The 18,824-nt window shown below is 67.1% G+C and carries 21 protein-coding genes; 7 read left to right on the top strand and 14 right to left on the bottom strand.

The genetic code is table 11. The features are described 5' to 3' along the window. Positions 1–70: 70 nt before the first annotated feature. Both AABA51_RS03475 and AABA51_RS03470 read left to right on the top strand, forming a co-directional pair. Complete coding sequence (locus AABA51_RS03475) at positions 71–643, top strand: nitroreductase family protein (RefSeq protein ID WP_338274442.1); 573 nt, start codon at positions 71–73, stop codon at positions 641–643. Then, the gene (locus tag AABA51_RS03470) at positions 640–1,347 is read left to right on the top strand and encodes an EI24 domain-containing protein (RefSeq protein WP_338274440.1); all 708 of its coding nucleotides are present in this window, start codon (positions 640–642) and stop codon (positions 1,345–1,347) included. The genes AABA51_RS03475 and AABA51_RS03470 overlap by 4 nt, the downstream gene beginning before the upstream one ends. Here AABA51_RS03470 and AABA51_RS03465 read toward each other — a convergent pair. Continuing rightward, complete coding sequence (locus tag AABA51_RS03465) at positions 1,316–1,597, bottom strand: DUF1467 family protein (protein WP_338274438.1); 282 nt, start codon at positions 1,595–1,597, stop codon at positions 1,316–1,318. The two genes, AABA51_RS03470 and AABA51_RS03465, sit on opposite strands and share 32 nt — an antisense overlap. Next, a complete protein-coding gene (mce, locus tag AABA51_RS03460) occupies positions 1,597–2,001 on the bottom strand; it encodes a methylmalonyl-CoA epimerase (protein WP_338274436.1) in 405 nt (134 codons plus the stop codon). Before mce ends, AABA51_RS03465 begins: the two co-directional genes overlap by 1 nt. 181 nt (positions 2,002–2,182) lie before the next feature. On the opposite strand from mce, the gene AABA51_RS03455 reads away from it, so the two are divergent. Next, positions 2,183–2,893 carry a response regulator gene (locus AABA51_RS03455; RefSeq protein WP_338274434.1) on the top strand — a complete coding sequence of 237 codons (711 nt, stop codon included), beginning with the start codon at positions 2,183–2,185 and terminating at the stop codon, positions 2,891–2,893. 57 nt (positions 2,894–2,950) lie between these two features. On the opposite strand, the gene aspS is transcribed toward AABA51_RS03455, so the two are convergent. From aspS to AABA51_RS03440, 3 genes are all read right to left on the bottom strand, one after another. Then, on the bottom strand, positions 2,951–4,738 hold the full coding sequence (aspS, locus tag AABA51_RS03450) for an aspartate--tRNA ligase (RefSeq protein WP_338274432.1): 1,788 nt from the start codon (positions 4,736–4,738) through the stop codon (positions 2,951–2,953). Between the two features lie 135 nt (positions 4,739–4,873). Further along, positions 4,874–5,668, bottom strand: a complete 795-nt coding sequence (locus AABA51_RS03445) for an FG-GAP repeat domain-containing protein (protein WP_338274430.1) — start codon at positions 5,666–5,668, stop codon at positions 4,874–4,876. After that, positions 5,668–5,991: a 2Fe-2S iron-sulfur cluster-binding protein gene (locus AABA51_RS03440; RefSeq protein ID WP_338274429.1), complete on the bottom strand. Its 324-nt coding sequence runs from the start codon at positions 5,989–5,991 to the stop codon at positions 5,668–5,670. Before AABA51_RS03440 ends, AABA51_RS03445 begins: the two co-directional genes overlap by 1 nt. Before the next feature lie 121 nt (positions 5,992–6,112). Between AABA51_RS03440 and AABA51_RS03435 the strand changes: the two genes are divergently transcribed. Together AABA51_RS03435 and AABA51_RS03430 are read left to right on the top strand one after the other, a co-directional pair. Next, the gene (locus AABA51_RS03435) at positions 6,113–6,493 is read left to right on the top strand and encodes an OB-fold nucleic acid binding domain-containing protein (protein ID WP_338274427.1); all 381 of its coding nucleotides are present in this window, start codon (positions 6,113–6,115) and stop codon (positions 6,491–6,493) included. An 84-nt stretch (positions 6,494–6,577) separates the two neighbouring features. Further along, positions 6,578–7,135: a peptidoglycan-binding domain-containing protein gene (locus tag AABA51_RS03430; protein ID WP_338274425.1), complete on the top strand. Its 558-nt coding sequence runs from the start codon at positions 6,578–6,580 to the stop codon at positions 7,133–7,135. Between the two features lie 78 nt (positions 7,136–7,213). Here AABA51_RS03430 and AABA51_RS03425 read toward each other — a convergent pair whose 3' ends face one another. From AABA51_RS03425 to AABA51_RS03395, 7 genes are all read right to left on the bottom strand, one after another. Then, on the bottom strand, positions 7,214–8,617 hold the full coding sequence (locus AABA51_RS03425) for a Do family serine endopeptidase (RefSeq protein ID WP_338276419.1): 1,404 nt from the start codon (positions 8,615–8,617) through the stop codon (positions 7,214–7,216). 273 nt (positions 8,618–8,890) lie between these two features. After that, entirely contained in the window at positions 8,891–9,091 is a 201-nt protein-coding gene (locus tag AABA51_RS03420) for a DUF2065 domain-containing protein (RefSeq protein WP_338274424.1), read from the bottom strand. Between the two features lie 11 nt (positions 9,092–9,102). Continuing rightward, positions 9,103–9,996, bottom strand: a complete 894-nt coding sequence (gene hflC, locus AABA51_RS03415) for a protease modulator HflC (RefSeq protein ID WP_338274421.1) — start codon at positions 9,994–9,996, stop codon at positions 9,103–9,105. Further along, on the bottom strand, positions 9,996–11,159 hold the full coding sequence (hflK, locus tag AABA51_RS03410) for an FtsH protease activity modulator HflK (RefSeq protein ID WP_338274419.1): 1,164 nt from the start codon (positions 11,157–11,159) through the stop codon (positions 9,996–9,998). The genes hflC and hflK overlap by 1 nt, the downstream gene beginning before the upstream one ends. Positions 11,160–11,256: 97 nt before the next feature. Continuing rightward, complete coding sequence (gene gorA, locus AABA51_RS03405) at positions 11,257–12,699, bottom strand: glutathione-disulfide reductase (RefSeq protein WP_338274418.1); 1,443 nt, start codon at positions 12,697–12,699, stop codon at positions 11,257–11,259. Between the two features lie 85 nt (positions 12,700–12,784). Continuing rightward, positions 12,785–13,573 carry a ribose-5-phosphate isomerase RpiA gene (rpiA, locus tag AABA51_RS03400; protein WP_338274416.1) on the bottom strand — a complete coding sequence of 263 codons (789 nt, stop codon included), beginning with the start codon at positions 13,571–13,573 and terminating at the stop codon, positions 12,785–12,787. 39 nt (positions 13,574–13,612) lie between these two features. Next, positions 13,613–14,320, bottom strand: coding sequence for a thiamine diphosphokinase (locus tag AABA51_RS03395; protein WP_338276417.1), 708 nt, complete (start codon positions 14,318–14,320; stop codon positions 13,613–13,615). A gap of 136 nt (positions 14,321–14,456) precedes the next feature. Here AABA51_RS03395 and AABA51_RS03390 point away from each other — a divergent pair, with 136 nt between their 5' ends. After that, on the top strand, positions 14,457–16,484 hold the full coding sequence (locus AABA51_RS03390) for a hypothetical protein (RefSeq protein ID WP_338274414.1): 2,028 nt from the start codon (positions 14,457–14,459) through the stop codon (positions 16,482–16,484). A gap of 69 nt (positions 16,485–16,553) precedes the next feature. Here the strand turns inward: AABA51_RS03390 and AABA51_RS03385 are convergent, their stop codons facing one another. After that, on the bottom strand, positions 16,554–16,781 hold the full coding sequence (locus AABA51_RS03385) for a DUF2842 domain-containing protein (protein WP_338274412.1): 228 nt from the start codon (positions 16,779–16,781) through the stop codon (positions 16,554–16,556). Between the two features lie 26 nt (positions 16,782–16,807). Continuing rightward, positions 16,808–18,103, bottom strand: a complete 1,296-nt coding sequence (locus AABA51_RS03380) for an adenylosuccinate synthase (protein WP_338274410.1) — start codon at positions 18,101–18,103, stop codon at positions 16,808–16,810. Between the two features lie 315 nt (positions 18,104–18,418). Between AABA51_RS03380 and secG the strand changes: the two genes are divergently transcribed. Next, a complete protein-coding gene (secG, locus tag AABA51_RS03375; protein ID WP_338274408.1) occupies positions 18,419–18,784 on the top strand; it encodes a preprotein translocase subunit SecG in 366 nt (121 codons plus the stop codon). Positions 18,785–18,824: the final 40 nt, after the last annotated feature.

Raw genomic sequence — 18,824 nt, 5'->3', positions numbered from 1 at the left:
TCCTGCATCGGGTTGATCAACGGTCCGCTTCCCCCTTGATCCCCGGCCCAAGACACCTGACATGAGCGGCATGAACACGCGCACCCCCCTGGAGTTTCTCCTGTCCCGTCGCTCGGTCCCGGTGCGGATGCTTGCGACGCCCACCCCCGATGACGCCACGCTCACCCGGCTCTTGACCGCCGCCGCCCGCGTGCCCGATCACGGGAAACTCGTCCCCTTCCGCTTTGCCGTGCTGCGCAAACCCGCCGTCGACCGGCTGGCCCGCATCACGCAAGACATCGGCACGGCACAGGGCCGCGACCCCGAAAAACTGGTCAAACAGGCCCAGGCCTTTCTCGACGCGCCGATGACGGTAGCCGTCATATCCACCCCGCGCCCCGATACGCCGATCCCGCTGGTGGAACAGGAACAGACGGCGGGCCTTGCCTGTCTCAGCCTTGTGAACGCGGCCGAGGCGGCAGGGTTCGGCGGGCATTGGCTGACCGGCTGGATGGCGCGCGACCGCGATTTCCTGCGCGCGGGCCTCGGGTTGGAGCCGCCCGCGACCGTGGCCGGTTTCGTCCATCTGGGCACCCCCAAGGGTGAGCCGATGGAACGCCCCCGCCCCGATCTCGACGCGATCACGGACTGGATCGACACATGATCCTCTCCGCCTTTCTCAAGGCCTTGGGACAGGTTTCGGACCGCCGCTTTCTGTTGGTGCTGGCCCTGGGCATCGGGCTGACGCTCGCGCTGTTGCTGGGCTTTTACATCGCCTTCGTGGCGCTTGTGGGCTGGCTTTTGCCCGACGCCTTCACCCTGCCCTGGATCGGCCAGATCACATGGGCCGAGGCGGCGATCAGCTGGGCGGCGGTGCCGATCTTCCTTGTCCTGTCGGTCTTCCTGATGGTGCCCGTCGCCTCGGCCTTCATGGGGATTTTCCTCGAACGGGTGGCCGATGCGGTGGAAGATCGCCATTACCCCGGCCTGCCCCCCGCGCGCAGCATCGGCCTTTTGGAGGGGATAGGCGATGCCGCGCGGTTTCTGGGGGTGGTGCTGGGCGTGAACCTCGTGGCGCTGGTGGCCTACCTCATGTTCGCGCCAATCGCGCCGATCCTGTTCTGGGTGGTCAACGGCTTCTTGCTGGGCCGGGAATACGGCCAGCTCGTCGCCCTGCGCCGCACCGATGCGGCCGGCGCGCAGGCGTTCCGGCGGCGCAATTCAGGAACGCTGTTTGCAGCAGGCGTGCTGATGGCCGTGCCGCTTACGATCCCGGTGGTGAACCTGCTGGTGCCGATCCTGGGCGCCGCGACCTTCACCCATCTCTATCACACGCTCAACCGGGCTGCCCCATCCCGAACCGGGTGAACAGGTCGATATCCTCGATCGTGATGACGCCGCTCAGGATGACGCCCGCGATCATCGCCCAGATCACCGCCGCGACACCCGAGGTCACGAGAAAACGCCGCTTGAGCTGCGGGTTCACCGGGGCGGAGCCATGGGTGCCCATCACCCGCTCGCCCGCATCCGACTGGCTGGTCACGCCCACCTGCAGCACGACGAACAGCGTCATGAACCAGATGATGGCGTAAAGAACGAGACCCGTGACAACACCCATCAGACCTGCTCCAGCTCGACGAGGGTTCCGGTGAAATCCTTGGGATGCAGGAACAGGACCGGCTTGCCATGCGCGCCGATCTTGGGCTCGCCCGTCCCCAGCACCCGCGCGCCCGCCGCCTTCAGCCTGTCGCGCGCGGCCAGGATATCCTCGACCTCGTAGCAGACATGGTGGATGCCGCCCGAGGGGTTCTTGTCCAGGAAACCCTGGATCGGGGAATTCTCGCCCAACGGGTAGAGCAATTCGATCTTGGTATTGGGCAATTCGATGAAGACGACCGTCACGCCGTGGTCGGGTTCGTCCTGCGGCGGGTTCACCTTCGCGCCCAGCGTGTCGCGGTATTGCGCGGCCGCGGCCTCCAGATCGGGAACGGCGATGGCGACATGGTTCAGGCGACCGATCATGGGCGCATCCTCCTTCTTGGCTTGGCCGAGATATGGCCGCACGCACCCGCCCTGCCAAGGGATGAAGCGCCGCAGGCGGCAAGTTAACCAAAGCTCAACCTTGCGCCGCCCTAATCGGACGCTGACAGCGACTCGGGCAGGTCTGCACCGCCCGGGGCAAGCACCAGGGGGCCGGGGAAAGATGGACGATATCTTGCACAATCTGGCGGGCCGACCGCGCCCGACGCCCGAGCGGCCGTTCCTCGGCCTCACCATCCTTGTGGTGGAGGACAGCCGCTACGCGTCCGAGGCGATGCGGCTCTTGTGCCTGCGGTCGGGGGCGCGCATCCGGCGGGCCGATTGCATCGCCTCCGCACGGCGGCATCTGAATGTCTACCGCCCCTCGGTCGCCATAGTGGACCTTGGCCTGCCCGACGGGTCCGGCCTTGACCTCATCGCGCATATCAGCGCGCTACAGCCCCGCGTGCCGGTCGTGCTCGGCACATCAGGGGCGGATCGCGATACGGCTGCGGCGGAGGCCATGGGCGCCGGGGCCGATGGCTTTCTGCCCAAACCGCTCGAAACGCTTGCGGCATTCCAGGCGGCCATCCTCGCCCATCTGCCCGACACGTTGCGCCCCAAGCTGCCCCGCGTGGCAGAGGGCGGGCGCGTCACGCCCGACCTGATCGCCTATCGCGAGGATCTGAGCCATGCGATGGACTTGCTGGCGCAGGACGACCTGCCCGTGGGCTACCTGCGTCGGTTTCTTCTGGGGGTTGCGCGCAGCGCGCAGGACGGCGCGCTGGAAGACCGCGCCAAGGACCTGCCGCCGGCCACGCTCGACCCCGCCGCACGCCTGGCCCTGCACCAGTTCCTGTCGCATCGGGTCGCGGGATTGCCCCTGGCCATGTAACGCCCCCCGCCGATCCATGGCAGGGGGAAGCGGTCGCTACATCGGCCCCCGCAGGCGTCAGTCGCGCGGGATCACCCGCAGGCCCAGTTCCATCAGCTGGTCGCTGGTGGGCTCCGAGGGTGCGTTCATCATCAGGTCTTCGGCGCGCTGGTTCATCGGGAACAGGATCACCTCGCGGATGTTCGACGTGCCCGCCAGGATCATCACCAACCGGTCGATGCCCGCCGCACAGCCGCCATGGGGCGGTGCGCCGAACTGGAAGGCATTGACCATGCCGCCGAAGCGCTTGCGCACTTCCTCCTCGCCGTAACCTGCCAATTCGAACGCCTTGAACATGATCTCGGGCTTGTGGTTGCGGATCGCCCCCGAGATTACCTCGTAGCCGTTGCAGGCCAGATCGTACTGGTAGCCCAGAACCTTGAGCGGATCGCCCGACAGTGCGTCGAGACCGCCCTGCGGCATGGAGAAGGGGTTGTGGGAAAAGTCGATCTTGCCGGTCGTCTCGTCGCGCTCGTACATCGGGAAATCGACGATCCAGGCGAAGGCGAACCGCCCCTCGTCGATCAGGCCCAGCTCCTGCCCGATGGCCGTGCGCGCGCGGCCCGCGACGGCTTCGAATTCCGCGGGCTTGCCCGCCAGGAAAAACGCCGCATCGCCCGCTTTCAGGCCAAGCTGGGCGCGGATCGCCTCGGTCCGCTCCGGCCCGATGTTCTTGGCCAAGGGGCCAGCGGCCTCGAGGCTGCCATCCTCGGCATCGCGCCAGAAGATATAGCCCATCCCCGGCAGGCCCTGCCCCTGCGCCCAGGAATTCATCCGGTCGCAGAACTTGCGCGACCCGCCCGTCGGCGCGGGAATGGCGCGGACCTGCGTTCCCTCCTGTTCGAGGATCTTCGCGAAAATCGCGAAACCCGAGCCTTTGAAATGCTCGGACACCACCTGCATCTCGATCGGGTTGCGCAGGTCGGGCTTGTCCGTGCCGTATTTCAGCGCGGCCTCGGCATAGGAGATGCGCGGCCATTGATCCGCCGGGTCGGTGCGACGCTCGCCGCCGAATTCCTCGAACACGCCCTGCAGCACCGGGCCGACGGTGGCGAATACGTCTTCCTGCTCGACAAAGGACATCTCCATGTCGAGCTGGTAGAAATCGGTGGGCGAACGGTCGGCGCGCGGATCCTCGTCGCGGAAACAGGGCGCGATCTGGAAATAGCGGTCAAAGCCCGACACCATCAGGAGCTGCTTGAACTGCTGGGGCGCCTGCGGCAGCGCATAGAACTTGCCGGGGTGAAGGCGGCTCGGCACCAGGAAATCGCGCGCCCCCTCGGGGCTGGAGGCGGTGATGATCGGCGTCTGGTATTCACGGAAGCCCAGGTCCCACATCCGCCGCCGGATCGAGGCCACGACATCGGAGCGCAGCTTCATGTTCTCCTGCATCGCCTCGCGGCGCAGGTCGAGGTAGCGGTATTTCAGCCGCGTTTCCTCGGGGTAATCCTGATCGCCGAAGACCTGCAGCGGCAGATCGCCCGCAACCCCGCCCAGAACCTCCATGTCGCGGATGAAGACCTCGATCTCGCCGGTGGGCAGTTTCGGGTTCACGAGCGAGGGATCGCGCGCCTTCACCACGCCGTCGATGCGGATGCAATATTCGGCGCGCAGCTTTTCCACCTTGGAAAAGACCGGGCTGTCGGGATCGCAGAGCACCTGCGTGATCCCGTAATGGTCGCGCAGATCGATGAAGATGACCCCGCCGTGATCGCGCCGACGATGCACCCAGCCCGAAAGGCGGACAGTCTGACCGGTTTCGGCGGCGGTCAGGGCGGCGCAGGTATGGCTGCGGTAGGCGTGCATTTTCGGGTCCCTTCGGGCGGTTCTGGCGTCGCGCCGATAGACCGCCGGCGCGCGTCGAAGTCAACCCCGGCGGGGCGCAAGTGGCAGGCTGCGGGAGCCTCCGGCGGGAGTTTTCGGGCCAAGATGAAGGACGGGTCAGTCCCGGCAGGCCAGCGCCGCGTCCATGGCAGCGGGGGAAAAGGGCGCAAGGGGGCGCGCGCTCAGCCCATCCGCGCCCAGGCGCACCGCCATCACGCGCGACCAATCGGCATCGGCCAGCACGATTTCCGGGCCGCTGCCGCAATCGCGCAGCCCGCCTGTGATGAAGGCCTCCCCGATCCGGTGATTGGTCAGGCCGGACAGGGCCGCGATCTCGGTCAGGCTGCCCCCCTCGAAGCGCCAGACGCGCAGGGTGCGGGCCAGATGGGGGCGGTCGACATAGGCGATTTCGGTCGCGCCATCCCCGTCCAGATCGGCGGCGGCCACCGGGGCAAGCCAGCGGTTGGGCCGCCCGATGTTGGGTGTCGCCGCGACAAGCCCGAGGTCCCCACCCTCCGGCGTCACCCCGTAGACCGCGAGCCGCGCGCCAAGGTCACGATGGGATTGCACCACGATGATCTCGGCCCGCCCGTCCCCGTCGAGATCGGCAAGGCGCGGGGCGAGATCCTCGAACACCTCCGCCTCGGGAAGGGGGAGGCGGGCGACGGGGCAGGATGGATCATCGGAGAGAAGCACGGCAAGCGTGCCCGCCTCGATCCCGTCGCCCAGAACGGCATGGGCGTAGCGGGTGGTGGGATCCTCGAACCAGGCGGCGACGGGGCCGGGGCCGGGATCGGCAAGACGTGCAAGCGATCCCGCCATGGCCCGCTCGGACCACGGCGGCGCGACGCAGGCGGCAGCGGGCGTGGCAGCAAGCAGGGCGGCAAGGACAAACCCGGCCGCCCCGCGCATCAGATCTGCTTTTCCGGCATCTGGACGACGAGACCGTCCAGCGCATCCGACACCTTGAGCTGGCAGGTCAGGCGCGAGCGGCTCGGGTCGGGCTGATAGGCGAATTCCAGCATGTCCTCTTCCATCGGGTCGATCCCGGGCAGCTTCGCGACCCAATCGGGATGGACATAGACATGGCAGGTGGAACAGGCGCAGGCCCCGCCGCAATCGGCCTCGATCCCCGGAATGTTGTTGTCGCGCGCGCCTTCCATCACGGTCAGGCCGTTGGGCACGTCCACGACATGTTCGGTTCCGTTGTGCTCGATATAGGTGATCCTGGCCATCTGGTTCCCTGTTCTGACGATATGGGTCTGGTGTCGGCAGTCAGGTAATACGCGGGCGGCCCGCTTTCCAGCCCGAATTGGACGGCTTGCGCCGCGCGCCACATGTTCTACATTTGTTCCCATGGAACCCGCCACGCGCCCCCCCGATTGGCCCAGACCGCCGGCCTGCCTGCCGCATCACCTGCTGCACCTGCCGCCCGAAGGGGCGCGGGTGGCGGTGGCGGGGCTTGTCCTGGTGCGCCAGCGGCCCGGCACGGCCAAGGGGGTGATCTTCGTCACGCTGGAGGATGAATTTTCCACCTGCAACGTGGTGATCTGGCAAGCCATCTACCAGCGCTTCCGCCGGGCGGTGATCGCGGGGCGGCTGTTGCGCGTCACGGGGCGGGTGCAGCGACAATCGGGGGTGACCCATGTGGTCGCCGAAACGGTGGAGGATCTGTCTCCCCTGCTCGACGACCTGGTGCGGCTGCATGAGCCGACACGCGCCGCCGATCAGCCCTGAGCGACAGCACGCTTTCGCAAAAGGGCAAAACCGGCTATCTTGATCTGCAACAAGACAGCCAAAGCGCGGCGAGCAGTCATCCAGATGCGTCTCCTGTTCCTGATTCCCGGGCTTCTGGCCCTGTCGGCCTGCGGTCCAGCCGCCGAACGCAGCGCCTTTGCCGATCCGATGACGGCAGGCGACAGCGCGATCGAGGTCATGCGCGGTGCAGGCCCGCCCAATGCCGATCCGATGGCCTGTTACGGCCAGCAATCCACTCCCGCCGTGATCGAGACGGTGACCGAACAGGTGATGATCCAGCCCCCGCAACTGACCAGCGACGGGCGCGTTCTGGAACCTGCGATCTTCGTCAGCGAAAGCCAGCAGCGCATCGTGCGGGAGCGTCGCGAATTGTGGTTCGAGGTGCCTTGCGAGATCCAGGTGCGCGACCCCGCCTTCATCACCTCCTTGCAACGGGCGCTTGCCGCGCGCGGGTTCTACAATGGCCCGGTGAACGGCGAGATGACGCGGCGCACCGAACGCGCGGTGCGCGATTTCCAGGCGCCGCAGGGTCTGGACAGCCCGATCCTGTCGCTTGCGGCCGCCCGGCAACTGGGCCTGTCGCTGTGGAACCCGGAACTGGCCTCGGCGACGGGCGGCTGACGCATCAGGCAAAAAGACCCCGGTCCTTAGACCGGGGCCCGTGTCATGGCTTTCACCGCCTTAACGGCTTTCGCGCGGTCACTCTTCGAGGCTGAGGGCCACGAACCGCGGATTGCCCGCCCGCCGGATCAGGAGCAGCACCGATTTCTGACCCGCATCGCTGGCCGCGCGCACCCGTGCGCCGAAATCGGCCACGCTGCTGACGGGCTGCTGTGCCACCTCGGTGATGATGTCGCCGGGCAAAAGCCCCTTGGCGGCGGCATCCGAGGCGGGATCGACGGTTTCGATCACCAGGCCATTCGCCACGCCCTGCGCGCCGAGCTGTTGGCGCAGCTCATCGGTCAGCGGCACCAGCTCCATCCCCAGCACTTCGGCGGACGGGGTCGGCACGGGCGCGCCATCGGGCGTCGTCGCGCCCAGACCCTCGGCGGTCTCGCGACGGCCAAGCGTCACCCGCAGGGTTTCGGTCCCGCCATCGCGGAAGACGACCACGCGCACGGTATCGCCCTCGGCGCTGTCCCCCACGATGCGCACCAGGCCGCGCGTATCCTCGATATCCTGTCCGTCGAAGCTCAGGATGACATCGCCCACCTCGATGCCGCCGTCGAGCGCGGGGCCCTCGGGCACATCGGTCACGAGCGCGCCACGCGCCTGTTCCAGCCCAAGCCCCTCGGCCAGCTCCTCGGTCACGTCCTGGATGCGCACACCCAGCCAGCCGCGCCGCGTCTCGCCGAATTCGCGCAGCTGGTCGACCACGTTGGTCACCACATCCGAGGACATGGCGAAACCGATCCCGATGGAGCCGCCCGTGGGCGACAGGATGGCGGTGTTCACGCCGATCACCTCGCCCGCGAGGTTGAAGAGCGGGCCGCCCGAATTGCCGCGGTTGATGGCGGCATCCGTCTGGATGTAATCGTCATAGGTGCCCGACAGCGCCCGGCCCGAGGCCGAAACGATGCCGACCGAGACGGAAAAGCCCTGTCCCAGCGGGTTGCCCATGGCCATGACCCAATCGCCCACGCGCATCGCCGAACTGTCGCCGAAGGGCACGAAGGGCAGCGCGCTGTCGGCCTCGACCTTCAGCAGCGCGATATCGGTGTTGGGATCGGTGCCGATGATCTCGGCCTCCAGCGTGAAGCCTTCGCGGAATTCGATCAGCACTTCATCCGCGCCTTCGATCACGTGGTTGTTCGTGACGATATATCCGTCTTCGGAAATGACGAAGCCCGACCCCAGCGCCTGGCTGCGGCGCGGTGGGCGCTCGGGATTGCCGCGATCGAGAAAGTCGTTGAAGAAATCCTCGAGCGGCGAGCCCTCGGGCACCATCGGTCCGGGGCCGCCCTGCCGCCCTGCGACGACGGCCGACGTGGTGATGTTGACCACCGCATCGCCCACCTGGTCGACAAGATCGGCAAAGGTGGCGGGGGGCGCGGATTGGGCGCGGGCCTGCATCGCGCCCATGACGGTCGCAAGCGCAAGCATCGCGGCGATCAGTGTCGCAATGGTCCGCCGATAGGCCGACCCCGCATTGTCTTGTGGAATGGCCAGCGCACGGGCACGATGTGGCTGGCGGGCATGTTGGGCCTGTTGGATCGTCACGGAAATTCCCTCCTGTCAAGCCATGCAGGCCATCGCGGTTGGCCGATGACCTCGTTCCAAGATATTCGATCGCGGGGCCCGCTGTTCAATCCCTTTCGCGGCCCCCATGGGTGACATTCGCGTCACGACGGCGTGAAGCCACCGCTCTGGCGCCCGTCACATCGCCCCGGCGCTGATGGCCCAGGACACAAGCACCGCCCCCAATGTCATCGCCGCCAGCCCGATCAACCGGCGCGTTTCGACGGGGATCTGGTTCATCAGCTTCAACAGGTCCTCCAGACGCGAAGGGGCCAGTGCGAACACCAGCCCCTCGATCACGAGAACCATGCCAAGCCCCAGAACAAGGATCAGTCCCAAGGCGCCCCCCGTTACCGGGCCGGTGCGGGCACGGCGAGACCCGAACCCCCGAGATATTCGAAGAATTCGCTGTCGGGCGAGATGACCATGGTCGAATTGCGCTGCATCAGCGCCCGCTCATAGGCCGTCATCGACCGGTAGAATTCAAAGAATTCCTGGTCCTGTCCGAAAGCATTGGCAAAGATCCCGTTGCGCTCGGCATCGGCCTCGCCTCGGATGATCTCGGCCTCGCGGCGGGCATCGGACACAAGCTCGACCACGGTCCGGTCGGCCTGCGCGCGCACCCGCTGGGCGGCTTCCTCACCGCGGGCGCGTTCGTCCGTCGCCTCACGCTCCCGCTCGGCCCGCATCCGGGCGAAGGTCGCCTCGAGGTTCTGGATCGGCAGGTTGGTCTGCTTGAGGCGCACATCGAGCACCTCGAGCCCCAGTGCGGCGGCGCGCAGCCGCGCCTCGGCGGTGATCTGGTCCATCAGCCGCGAACGTTCGGACGACAGGATCGTGTTCGAGGTCACGCCATCGGCACCCAGAACCGCGCGGATCGTGGGGTTCAGGATGCCTTCCAGCCGTTCCTCGCCCGCGCGGATGCCACCTGCACCGACAGCCTGACGGAACTGCACCACGTCCATGATGCGGAACCGCGCAAAGGCGTCGACCACCAGACGCCGGTCATCGGACGGCGTCACCTCGATCGGCGCGGTGTCGAGCGACAGGATACGGTCGTCGTAATAGACCACCTCCTGGATGAACGGGATCTTGAAGTTCAGGCCCGGCTCTTCGATCACCTGCCGGATCTGGCCGAATTGCAGCACCAGCGCGCGCTGGCGTTCGTCGACGACAAAGACCGAGCTGAGCAGAACGGCGACGCCCAGAACGACGACGGGGATGATGTAGGTGATACGGCGCATCAGTTCGAGTTCCCCGTCGTGGTGGTGGTGCCGGGGTTCCGGCGCAATTGGTCAAGCGGCAGGTAGGGCACGACGCCATTCGCTCCGCCGCCCTCCTGGTCGAGGATGACAAGATCGACATCGCCCAGCACACGCTCCATCGTCTCCAGGTAGAGACGGCGGCGCGTCACCTCGGGGGCCTCGCGATATTCGTTGAGAACGGCGAGGAAGCGGCTCGCCTCACCCTCGGCCTCGTTCACGACCTGCGCGCGATAGGCTTCGGCCTGTTCGAGAATCTGGGCCGCTTCACCGCGCGCGCCTGCCAGGACCTGGTTGGCATAGGCATCGGCCCGGCGTTCCAGCTGGTCGCGGTCCTGTTCGGCGGCCTGCACGTCGCGGAACGCGTCGATCACCTCGCCCGGCGGATCGGCCCGGTCAAGGTTCACACGCACCACGTTCACGCCGCTGTCATAGCTGTCCAGCGTCGATTGCGTCAGTTCCAGCACCGTATCGGCGATCAGACCACGGTCGCGGTTCAGGATCGGCGCAAGCTGGCTTGCCGCGATGACCTCGCGCATCGCCGCTTCGGCCACGGCGGTCACGGTCGCCTCGGGGTCGCGCAGGTTGAACAGGAACAACGAGGGATCGGTGATGTTCCAGACCACCTGGAAATCGATGTCGACCACGTTTTCGTCGGTGGTCAGCATCAGGCCGTCATTCGACGATCCCGCGCGCGCCACACCGATGGCCACCGTCCGTTCCGAGGTGACATTGACCACCTCGGCCGTGATGAAGGGCCAGGGCGCGAAATTCAGACCGGGCTGCCCGATCGCATGGAATTCACCGAACAACAGCTCGACCGATTGTTCTTCGGGACGCACCGTGTAGATCGAGTTGAAGGCCCAAAAGCCCACCGCCGCCACAAGACCCGCGATCCAGATCGTGCGCGGGCTGACCGGCATATCGCCGCCGCCATTGCCGCCGCCACCGGACCGGCCACCGCGCCCGCCCATCAGGACGCGCAGCTGTTCCTGGCCCTTGCGGACGATCTCGTCGAGCTCCGGGATCTGCTGCTCGCCACCGGGACGACGACCGCCCGGCCCGTTGTTGCCACGGTCGCCACGGTCGCCACCACCGCCCGAGCCGCCACCGCCGCCCCAAGGTCCGCCATTATTGCCAGCCATCGATCGTCGTTCCCCTCACATCACTGGTCGTCTGTCTCATGTCATATGGGGTGTTTTACCCCGATTGCACCGCAAGCTGTGCGTTTTTCCGGCCAATTCAAGCCGTCCGAACCGGCGTTTTCATCGTCACCAGTTCTTCGGCCATGGTCGGATGCACCGCAACCGTGCGGTCGAAATCCTCTTTCGTCGCGCCCATCTTGACCGCGATGCCCGCCAGCTGGATCATCTCGCCCGCATTGGGCGCGACGATATGACAGCCCAGAACCACCCGCGTCGCCTTGGACACGACCAGTTTCATCAGCACCCGGTCGGACCGCCCGGCAAAGGCGGTGCGCATCGGCCGGAACGACGTGCAATAGATCTCGACCGGTTCGCGGTCCCGCGCCTCTTCCTCGGTCAGGCCCACGGTGCCGAATTCGGGCTGCGTGAACACCGCCGACGGAATCAGGTCGTGATCGACCGGCGTGGGATTGCCCTTGAACACCGTCTCGACGAAAGCCATGCCCTCGCGGATCGCCACCGGCGTCAGGTTCACCCGGTCGGTGACATCGCCGATGGCATAGATGGATGGCACATTGGTCTGGCTGAATTCATCGACCAGGATCTGGCCCCGGCGACCGATCTCGACGCCCGCCTCCTCCAGCCCCAGATCGGTGGTATTGGGCGTGCGGCCTGTCGCAAACAGCACCGCGTCGAATACCCGTTCCATCCCGTTCGAGGCCTTGACCCAAACGGGCCCGCCCGCAGCACCCGCAGGCGGCACCGGACGCTCGACCTCGGGCAGGCCCATCCCCTCCTCGGTCGGAACCGACGGGTGATCGGCATCGGCAGCCGCCATCTCGACGATATTCGTGCCAAGATGCAGGTTCACGCCGCGCTCCTGCATCTGGTCCGCGATCAGGCCGCGCGCCTCCTCGTCGAACCCGCGCAGGATCTGCGCGCCGCGATAGAATTGCGTCACCTCGACGCCCAGACCGTTCAGGATGCAGGCGAATTCGCAGGCGATATAGCCGCCCCCCACGATCAGGATGGATTTGGGCAAGCTTTCCATCTGGAACAGGTCATCCGACACCATCCCCAGATGCGCATTGGGCATGTCGGGCCGCTGCGGCCGCCCCCCTGTCGCGATCAGGATATGCTTGGCCGACCGCGTGCTGCCATCGGCCAGTGTCACGCTATGGGGATCGGCCAACCGGGCGCGCTGGTCGAAGATCTCGACCTTGGAGCCTTCCAAAAGCCCCCGATAGACCCCTTCCAGCCGGTCCAGTTCCCGGTTCAAATGCCCCGAGAACCGCGTCCAGTCGAACGCGCCATCCTCGAGATCCCAGCCATAGGCGCGGGCATCGGCGAACATCTCCCGGTATTCGCTGGCAAAGACCATGAGCTTTTTCGGCACGCAGCCCCGGATCACGCAGGTCCCGCCCAGCCGGCTGTCCTCGGCCAGCGCGACACGCGCCCCACCGGCGGCCGCGACACGGGCGGCGCGCACGCCCCCCGATCCGCCACCGATCACGAAAAGGTCATAGTCGAAATCAGCCATGCCGCATGCGCCCTATCCGTCCGAGGTTTCCCGTCGGGTATCCCACGGTAAAGCCGACGATTCCAGCCCGACCGGGCCAGCCGCGTCATTCGGCGCTGTCGGTGAACAGGTTCTCGCGGTCGGTGATGTCGATGCGCTCATGCTCGACGGTGCCGTTGTTGATGTCGCGCACCTCGACCGTGCCATCGGCATTGCCGATCACCAGAACGTCGCAGATATCGAGGAACAGGCCGTTCTCGACCACGCCCGGGATCTGGTTGAGCACCAAGGACAGCTGCGCGGGATTGGCGATCCGGCGCAGATGCAGGTCGAGAATGTAATTCCCTTCGTCCGTCCGGAACGGGTCGGCCCCGTTCAGCCGCAGGCTGGCGGACCGCCCCAGCACGTCGACATTCGACAGCATTTCCTCGATCAGCGCCTTGGTCGTCTGCCAGCCAAAGGGGATGACCTCGACCGGCAGGGGAAAGGCGCCCAGCGTATCCACCTGCTTGGACAGATCCGCGATCACCACCATCTGGTCCGAGGCCGTCGCCACGATCTTCTCGTGCAGCAACGCCCCGCCACCACCCTTGATGAGGTTGAGATCGGCGTCGTATTCATCCGCCCCGTCGATCGTCAGGTCCAGCCAGCGCACCTCGTCCAGCGTCTTGACCGGAACCCCGACCTCCCGCGCCAGCTGCGCGGTGCGCGCCGATGTGGCCACGCCCGTGATCTTGATGCCGTCCTCGCGGACCATCTCGCCCAGGCAGCGCACCATCCATGCGGCGGTGGACCCCGTTCCCAGACCGACCCGCATACCGTCCTCGACGAATTCGACCGCGCGGCGGGCGGCGATGTACTTGGCCTTGTCGATGGGGGAGAGCGCAGCGGTCATGGGGCAGCCGGTCCTGTCTGGCAATCTGTCACGTGGCTTTCATATCCAAGCCGTCCCCGATGCGCGAGACCAAAGTGACGCCGCGCCATAGGCGGTCAGGACGGCGGGCAGATGCGCGCGCGGCAGGATCAGCAGCATCCCCGGCGCATCCATCGTGATCGTGACCGTCCCGCCCGTGGTCCGGTTCGACGTGCCGATCCGGGTCGCGGGATGAAAGGCATGGCCTGCAAGCGGCCATTCCAGCCCCTCCGACAGCCCCGTGACACCGCTCATCGGAAAGAGCGACAGCCGCGTGCCCTGCGGCAGGTCAAGCGCGATCCTGGGCGGGGCATGCATCACGACATCGCTTGCCCCCACCACGATGCATCGCGTCTCGGCCCGCGCCACGAGCCCGTGGTAAACGGACAATTCGTGATCGACCCGCGCCCCCGTGAACCCCACCGCCAGCACGGCAGGCGCCCGGATATGGCGCAGCGCCTTGTCGAAATCCGTGCTGTCCTGTTCACGGATGGCATGGATGCGATCTGCGGGAACCCTCGCCCGCGCCGCCGCCCCCAGACTGTCCATGTCCCCATAGACCGCCTCTGGCACGATCCCTGCATCGAGCGCCGCGACGGCGCCCCCATCGGCGGCCACCAGACGCGGGGCAAGCGCCAATGCTTGTGACAGATCATCCGGGGCAAGCGGCCCTCCCCCCACGAGGGTCACCCCCTCGGAACAGGAAAAAAGCGGCGCGTCCAAGGGCACATTGTCGCCCATTTTGGGAAAATTCTCCTCCGAAACGCCCAATTCCCGACGCGTTTGTGGGGAATCACTTTGGCAGACAAGGAACTACAGGTAAGAACAATCGGCCCCTCCGGTCGAGCAGAACTGGTTGAGACCCATGAGCGACGCGAACAAGATCCTTACAGTGTCCTATGGCACCTTCTCCTGCACGCTGGAAGGGTTCGACAACCCGTTCCAGGCCATGAAGGTCATTGCGGAATACTTCCGCGACCTCGCCGCAGAGGATCGGTTTTTCGGGGCGGAACCGCCCACGCCGGACACCGAGATGCTGCACCGCATCACCGAAGCGGCCATCCAGCGCCGGGTCGAGGCCCGGATGATGGAAAGCGGTCTGCTGCTGCGCCAGCACGCCGATACGGTCCCAGCGCCCCAAACCGCGCCCCAACCCCCGGCACAGCCTGCCGTGGCCGACACTGCGCCGCAGCCGCAAGCAGGACCGCGTCAGGATGCCGACACGGGCATCGAAAGCGCCCTGCCCGACACGGCCCCGCCCCCCGCCTCCCGGTCGGATGAACCCAAAGCCGCCGCCGCCATAGCGGAGACCAAGGCCGAGCCTGCACCGCCCGCCCCAATCCCGGTCGCGCAAGCCACAGCGCCCGCGCCCGTCCCCTCTGCCGCCGATATCACCGCAGACGCCCCGGTCGAAGGCGAGGGCGCGGGCGATGATACGCTCGCCGCCGTTGCCGCAGCCTTGGCCGCCGACCTGCCCCAAACCGCCACGAATGCGCAATCCGTCGCGGCCACGGCCGCACGCGATGCCGCCATCGACCCGATCCTTCTCGACGAGGCCGAAGACGACGCAGAGCCCGAAGACGAGCCCCACTCGATCTTCGCCGCCGCCGAAAATGACGGCGACACCACCCAGGGCGAGAGCGAAGACGAGGACGATTTTTTCGCCGACACGCCCGCGATGGACGGTGTCTCCGTCGCCGAACGGCTGGCGCGGATCCGTCAGGCCAGTGCCGATGCTTCCGGCGACGACACCTCGGCAATCGTGCGCGAAACGCCCCAAGCCGCCCCCGCACCGGCACCGGCTGCCACCGCAACGCCCCCCGCAGCCTTTGCGGAGGATGATTTCGATGACGCCAACGCGCCCACCGATGACGACGCCGCCATCGCGGCGGCCATCGCCTCCGTGACCGCCCCGCAGCCGGGTCAGCCGGCCCGCCGCGACGGCGCGGGCAACCTGCCGCAGGCCGCAACGGGCGCCCCGACCGCCACGGCAGCGCCACAAGACGCAATCGCCGCCGCAAGCCCCGCACCCGGCGTCGATCTGCGCCTGCTGTCTGAGACCGATCAGGCCGACCGCCTCTTCGATGCGACGGATGCGCGTCTGGCCGATGCCGACACGTCCCGCCGCCGGGCGAATATCGAACACCTCAAAGCGGCCGTCGCCGCGCGCAGCGCCGAACGCCAATTGTCCCCCGGGGACGAGGCGACCATCGGCGACGGCACGGCGGATTACCGTGACGATCTCGCCCAGGTCATGCGCCCGCGCCGCGTCCGGGTCGATGTGACACGCCGGGCCGCCGATGCCCGTCCCGCACCGCTCGTTCTGGTCTCCGAACAGCGGATCGAGGCCGAAGAAACCGCCCCGCCCGTCGAGGCGATCCGCCCGCGCCGCGTGGGCCTTGCCGAGGCTCAGGCGCAATCGCCCCTGCGCCTTGCGGATGCCGCCCCGCAGGCGGCCGCCCCCGCACGCCCGCGCCCGGTGACCAACAGCCTCGTGCAGCTTGCCCAGCGGGCAGGCATGATCATGAGCCGTGGCAAGACCGCCCCGCTTGCCGACACCGCAGCCGATGCGCCCGCGCCCGCTGCCCCTGCCCAAACCGCTGCCGCCACCACGCTCGAGGCCCATGGCGACCGGTTCGCCCAAATCCTCGAAGACAGCGATGCGGTCGAGATCGAAGACGTCGTCGAACTTGCCGCCGTCTATGCAAGCGATGCCTTCGGGACCGGCAGCTTCGACCGCACCGCGTTGTTCGACATGATCGCCGAGGCGACGGAAAACTCGATCCGCCGCCGGGACATCCTCGAAGCCTTCAGCGCATTGATCCGTTCGGGCCGGATCGAACGGCTGCCCAACGGCACCTTCCACCTCGTGGACGACACCGACACGCTCTGAACGCGCGCCTGAAAACGCGAAAGGCCCCGCATCCTCCTGCGGGGCCTTTTCGCATGGATGCGCCCGTGGTCACTCGCGCGGCGGCGCGTCCGGGTCGGCCTGGCCCACCCCTTTGAACACCGCCTTGAGCGGCAGCGCCCACAGGATGCCGAGGATCGTGTAGATCCCCAGCTCCAGCCAGATCGACGGCCTCTCGAACAGGCTCATGATCCACCAGGCCAACGCGATATAGGCAGGCAGGCCGAAGATCAGGATGACCAGCGACAACCTCCGCCGGGTCTTGTAGCTGAGCGCCATGGATGCCCCTTCCGGGTCTGTCTAAGTCAGTCCGCGAACGGGTCGGTGACAAGGATCGTGTCATCCCGCTCGGGTGAGGTGGACAGTAGGGCCACCGGGCATTCGATCAACTCCTCGATGCGGCGCACGTATTTCACCGCCTCGCCCGGCAGATCGGCCCAGCTGCGCGCCCCCTCGGTCGAGGCGGACCACCCCGGCATCTCCTCGTAGACCGGCACGCAGCGCGCCTGTTGCTCGGCCGCCGTCGGCAGGTAATCCAGCCGCTGGCCGTCCAGGTCATAGCCCACGCAGATCCGCAGCGTCTCGAACCCGTCCAGCACGTCGAGCTTGGTCAGCGCGATGCCCTTGACCCCGCTCGTGGCGCAGGTCTGGCGCACGAGGCAGGCGTCGAACCAGCCACAGCGCCGCTTGCGCCCCGTCACCGTGCCGAATTCGCGGCCCCGCTCGCCCAGCCGCTGGCCATCGGCATCGGTCAATTCCGTCGGGAACGGCCCCTCGCCCACGCGGGTCGTATAGGCTTTGACGATGCCCAGAACGTAATCGATGGCCGTGGGCCCGATCCCCACGCCCGTCGCCGCCTGCCCCGCGATCACGTTGGACGAGGTGACGAAAGGATAGGTCCCGAAATCGATGTCCAGTAGAGCGCCCTGCGCCCCTTCGAACAGGATGCGCTTCCCGGCCTTGCGGTTCTCGTTCAGCACTTTCCACACCGGCGCGGCATAGGGCAGGATCTCGGGCGCGATGGCGCGCAATTTGTCGAGCAGCGCGTCGCGGTCGACCTCCTCGATGCCAAGCCCCCGCCGCAGCGGGTTGTGATGCTGCAACGCCCGGTCGACCCGCGCCTGCAACGTCGCATCATCGGCCAGGTCCGCCACCCGCACCGACCGGCGGCCCACCTTGTCCTCATAGGCCGGGCCGATGCCGCGCCCCGTCGTGCCGATCTTGGTCCCGGCGCTTGCCGCTTCCTCCCGCGCGCGATCCAGTTCACCGTGGATCGGCAGGATCAGCGGCGTGTTCTCCGCGATCATCAGCGTCTCGGGCGTGATATCGACGCCCTGCTGCCGGATCGAGGCGATCTCCCCCACCAGGTGCCAGGGGTCCAGCACCACGCCATTGCCGATGACACTCAGCTTGCCGCCGCGCACCACGCCCGAGGGCAGCGCGTTCAGCTTGTAGACCTTGCCGTCGATCACCAGCGTGTGGCCGGCATTGTGACCGCCCTGGAAACGCGCGATCACATCGGCGCGCTCGGACAACCAATCGACGATCTTGCCTTTGCCTTCATCGCCCCACTGGGCGCCGACGACGACAACATTGGCCATGGCGGGTCCTCCGGTTTTCAAGCCACGGGCGGCTATACCGGGGCCGTGCCCGGGTTGAAAGCGGCATCTCGCCCGCCACGCCATCCTTGTCGAAAGATGCGACATGCCGCCGCGCATCGCATCCCGCCACGGGTCGCGGCAAAGTCGCGGTATACATTCGTGTCCCGCCGGGTCCTTCGCTTCACTTGCAACAAAATACTTGCGCAAGAAAGCCCTACTCGCGCTATGGTTGTTGGTACGGGTCTTGCGGCGGCATGCCGCATCCCATAGAGAGACGCGAAATTACGAGCCCGGCCTCGCAAAGGGACCCCGCCCATGGAAAACGTCATCCTCGTCGTGCACCTGATCCTCGCGATCTGCCTCATCGGTGTCGTGCTCTTGCAGCGCTCCGAAGGAGGTGGGCTCGGCATGGGCGGCGGCGGCGGCGTGATGACGGGCCGGCAGGCCGCGACGGCGCTGGGCAAATTGACCTGGGCCTTCGCCATCGCGTTTCTGGCCACCTCGATCACCCTGACGATCATCGCCGCGCAGAACTCCGCCGGGTCCTCCGTGCTCGACCGCGTGGGCGCAGGCACGACCGAGGAAGCACCCGCCGCCGACGGCTCGCTCCTGCCGCCCGCCGATGCGCTCTTGCCGCCGGTCACAGGGGATGCGCCGGCCCTGCCGCCGCGCACCGACTGAGGCGAAAACCCTCGTATATCTGGGGCTTTGCCCGCTTTAC

This window comes from Roseicyclus marinus (assembly GCF_036322625.1).
Classification (GTDB): domain Bacteria; phylum Pseudomonadota; class Alphaproteobacteria; order Rhodobacterales; family Rhodobacteraceae; genus Roseicyclus; species Roseicyclus marinus_A.
Note: the sequence above shows the minus strand (reverse complement) of the source record. Positions and strands in the feature narration are given on the sequence as shown.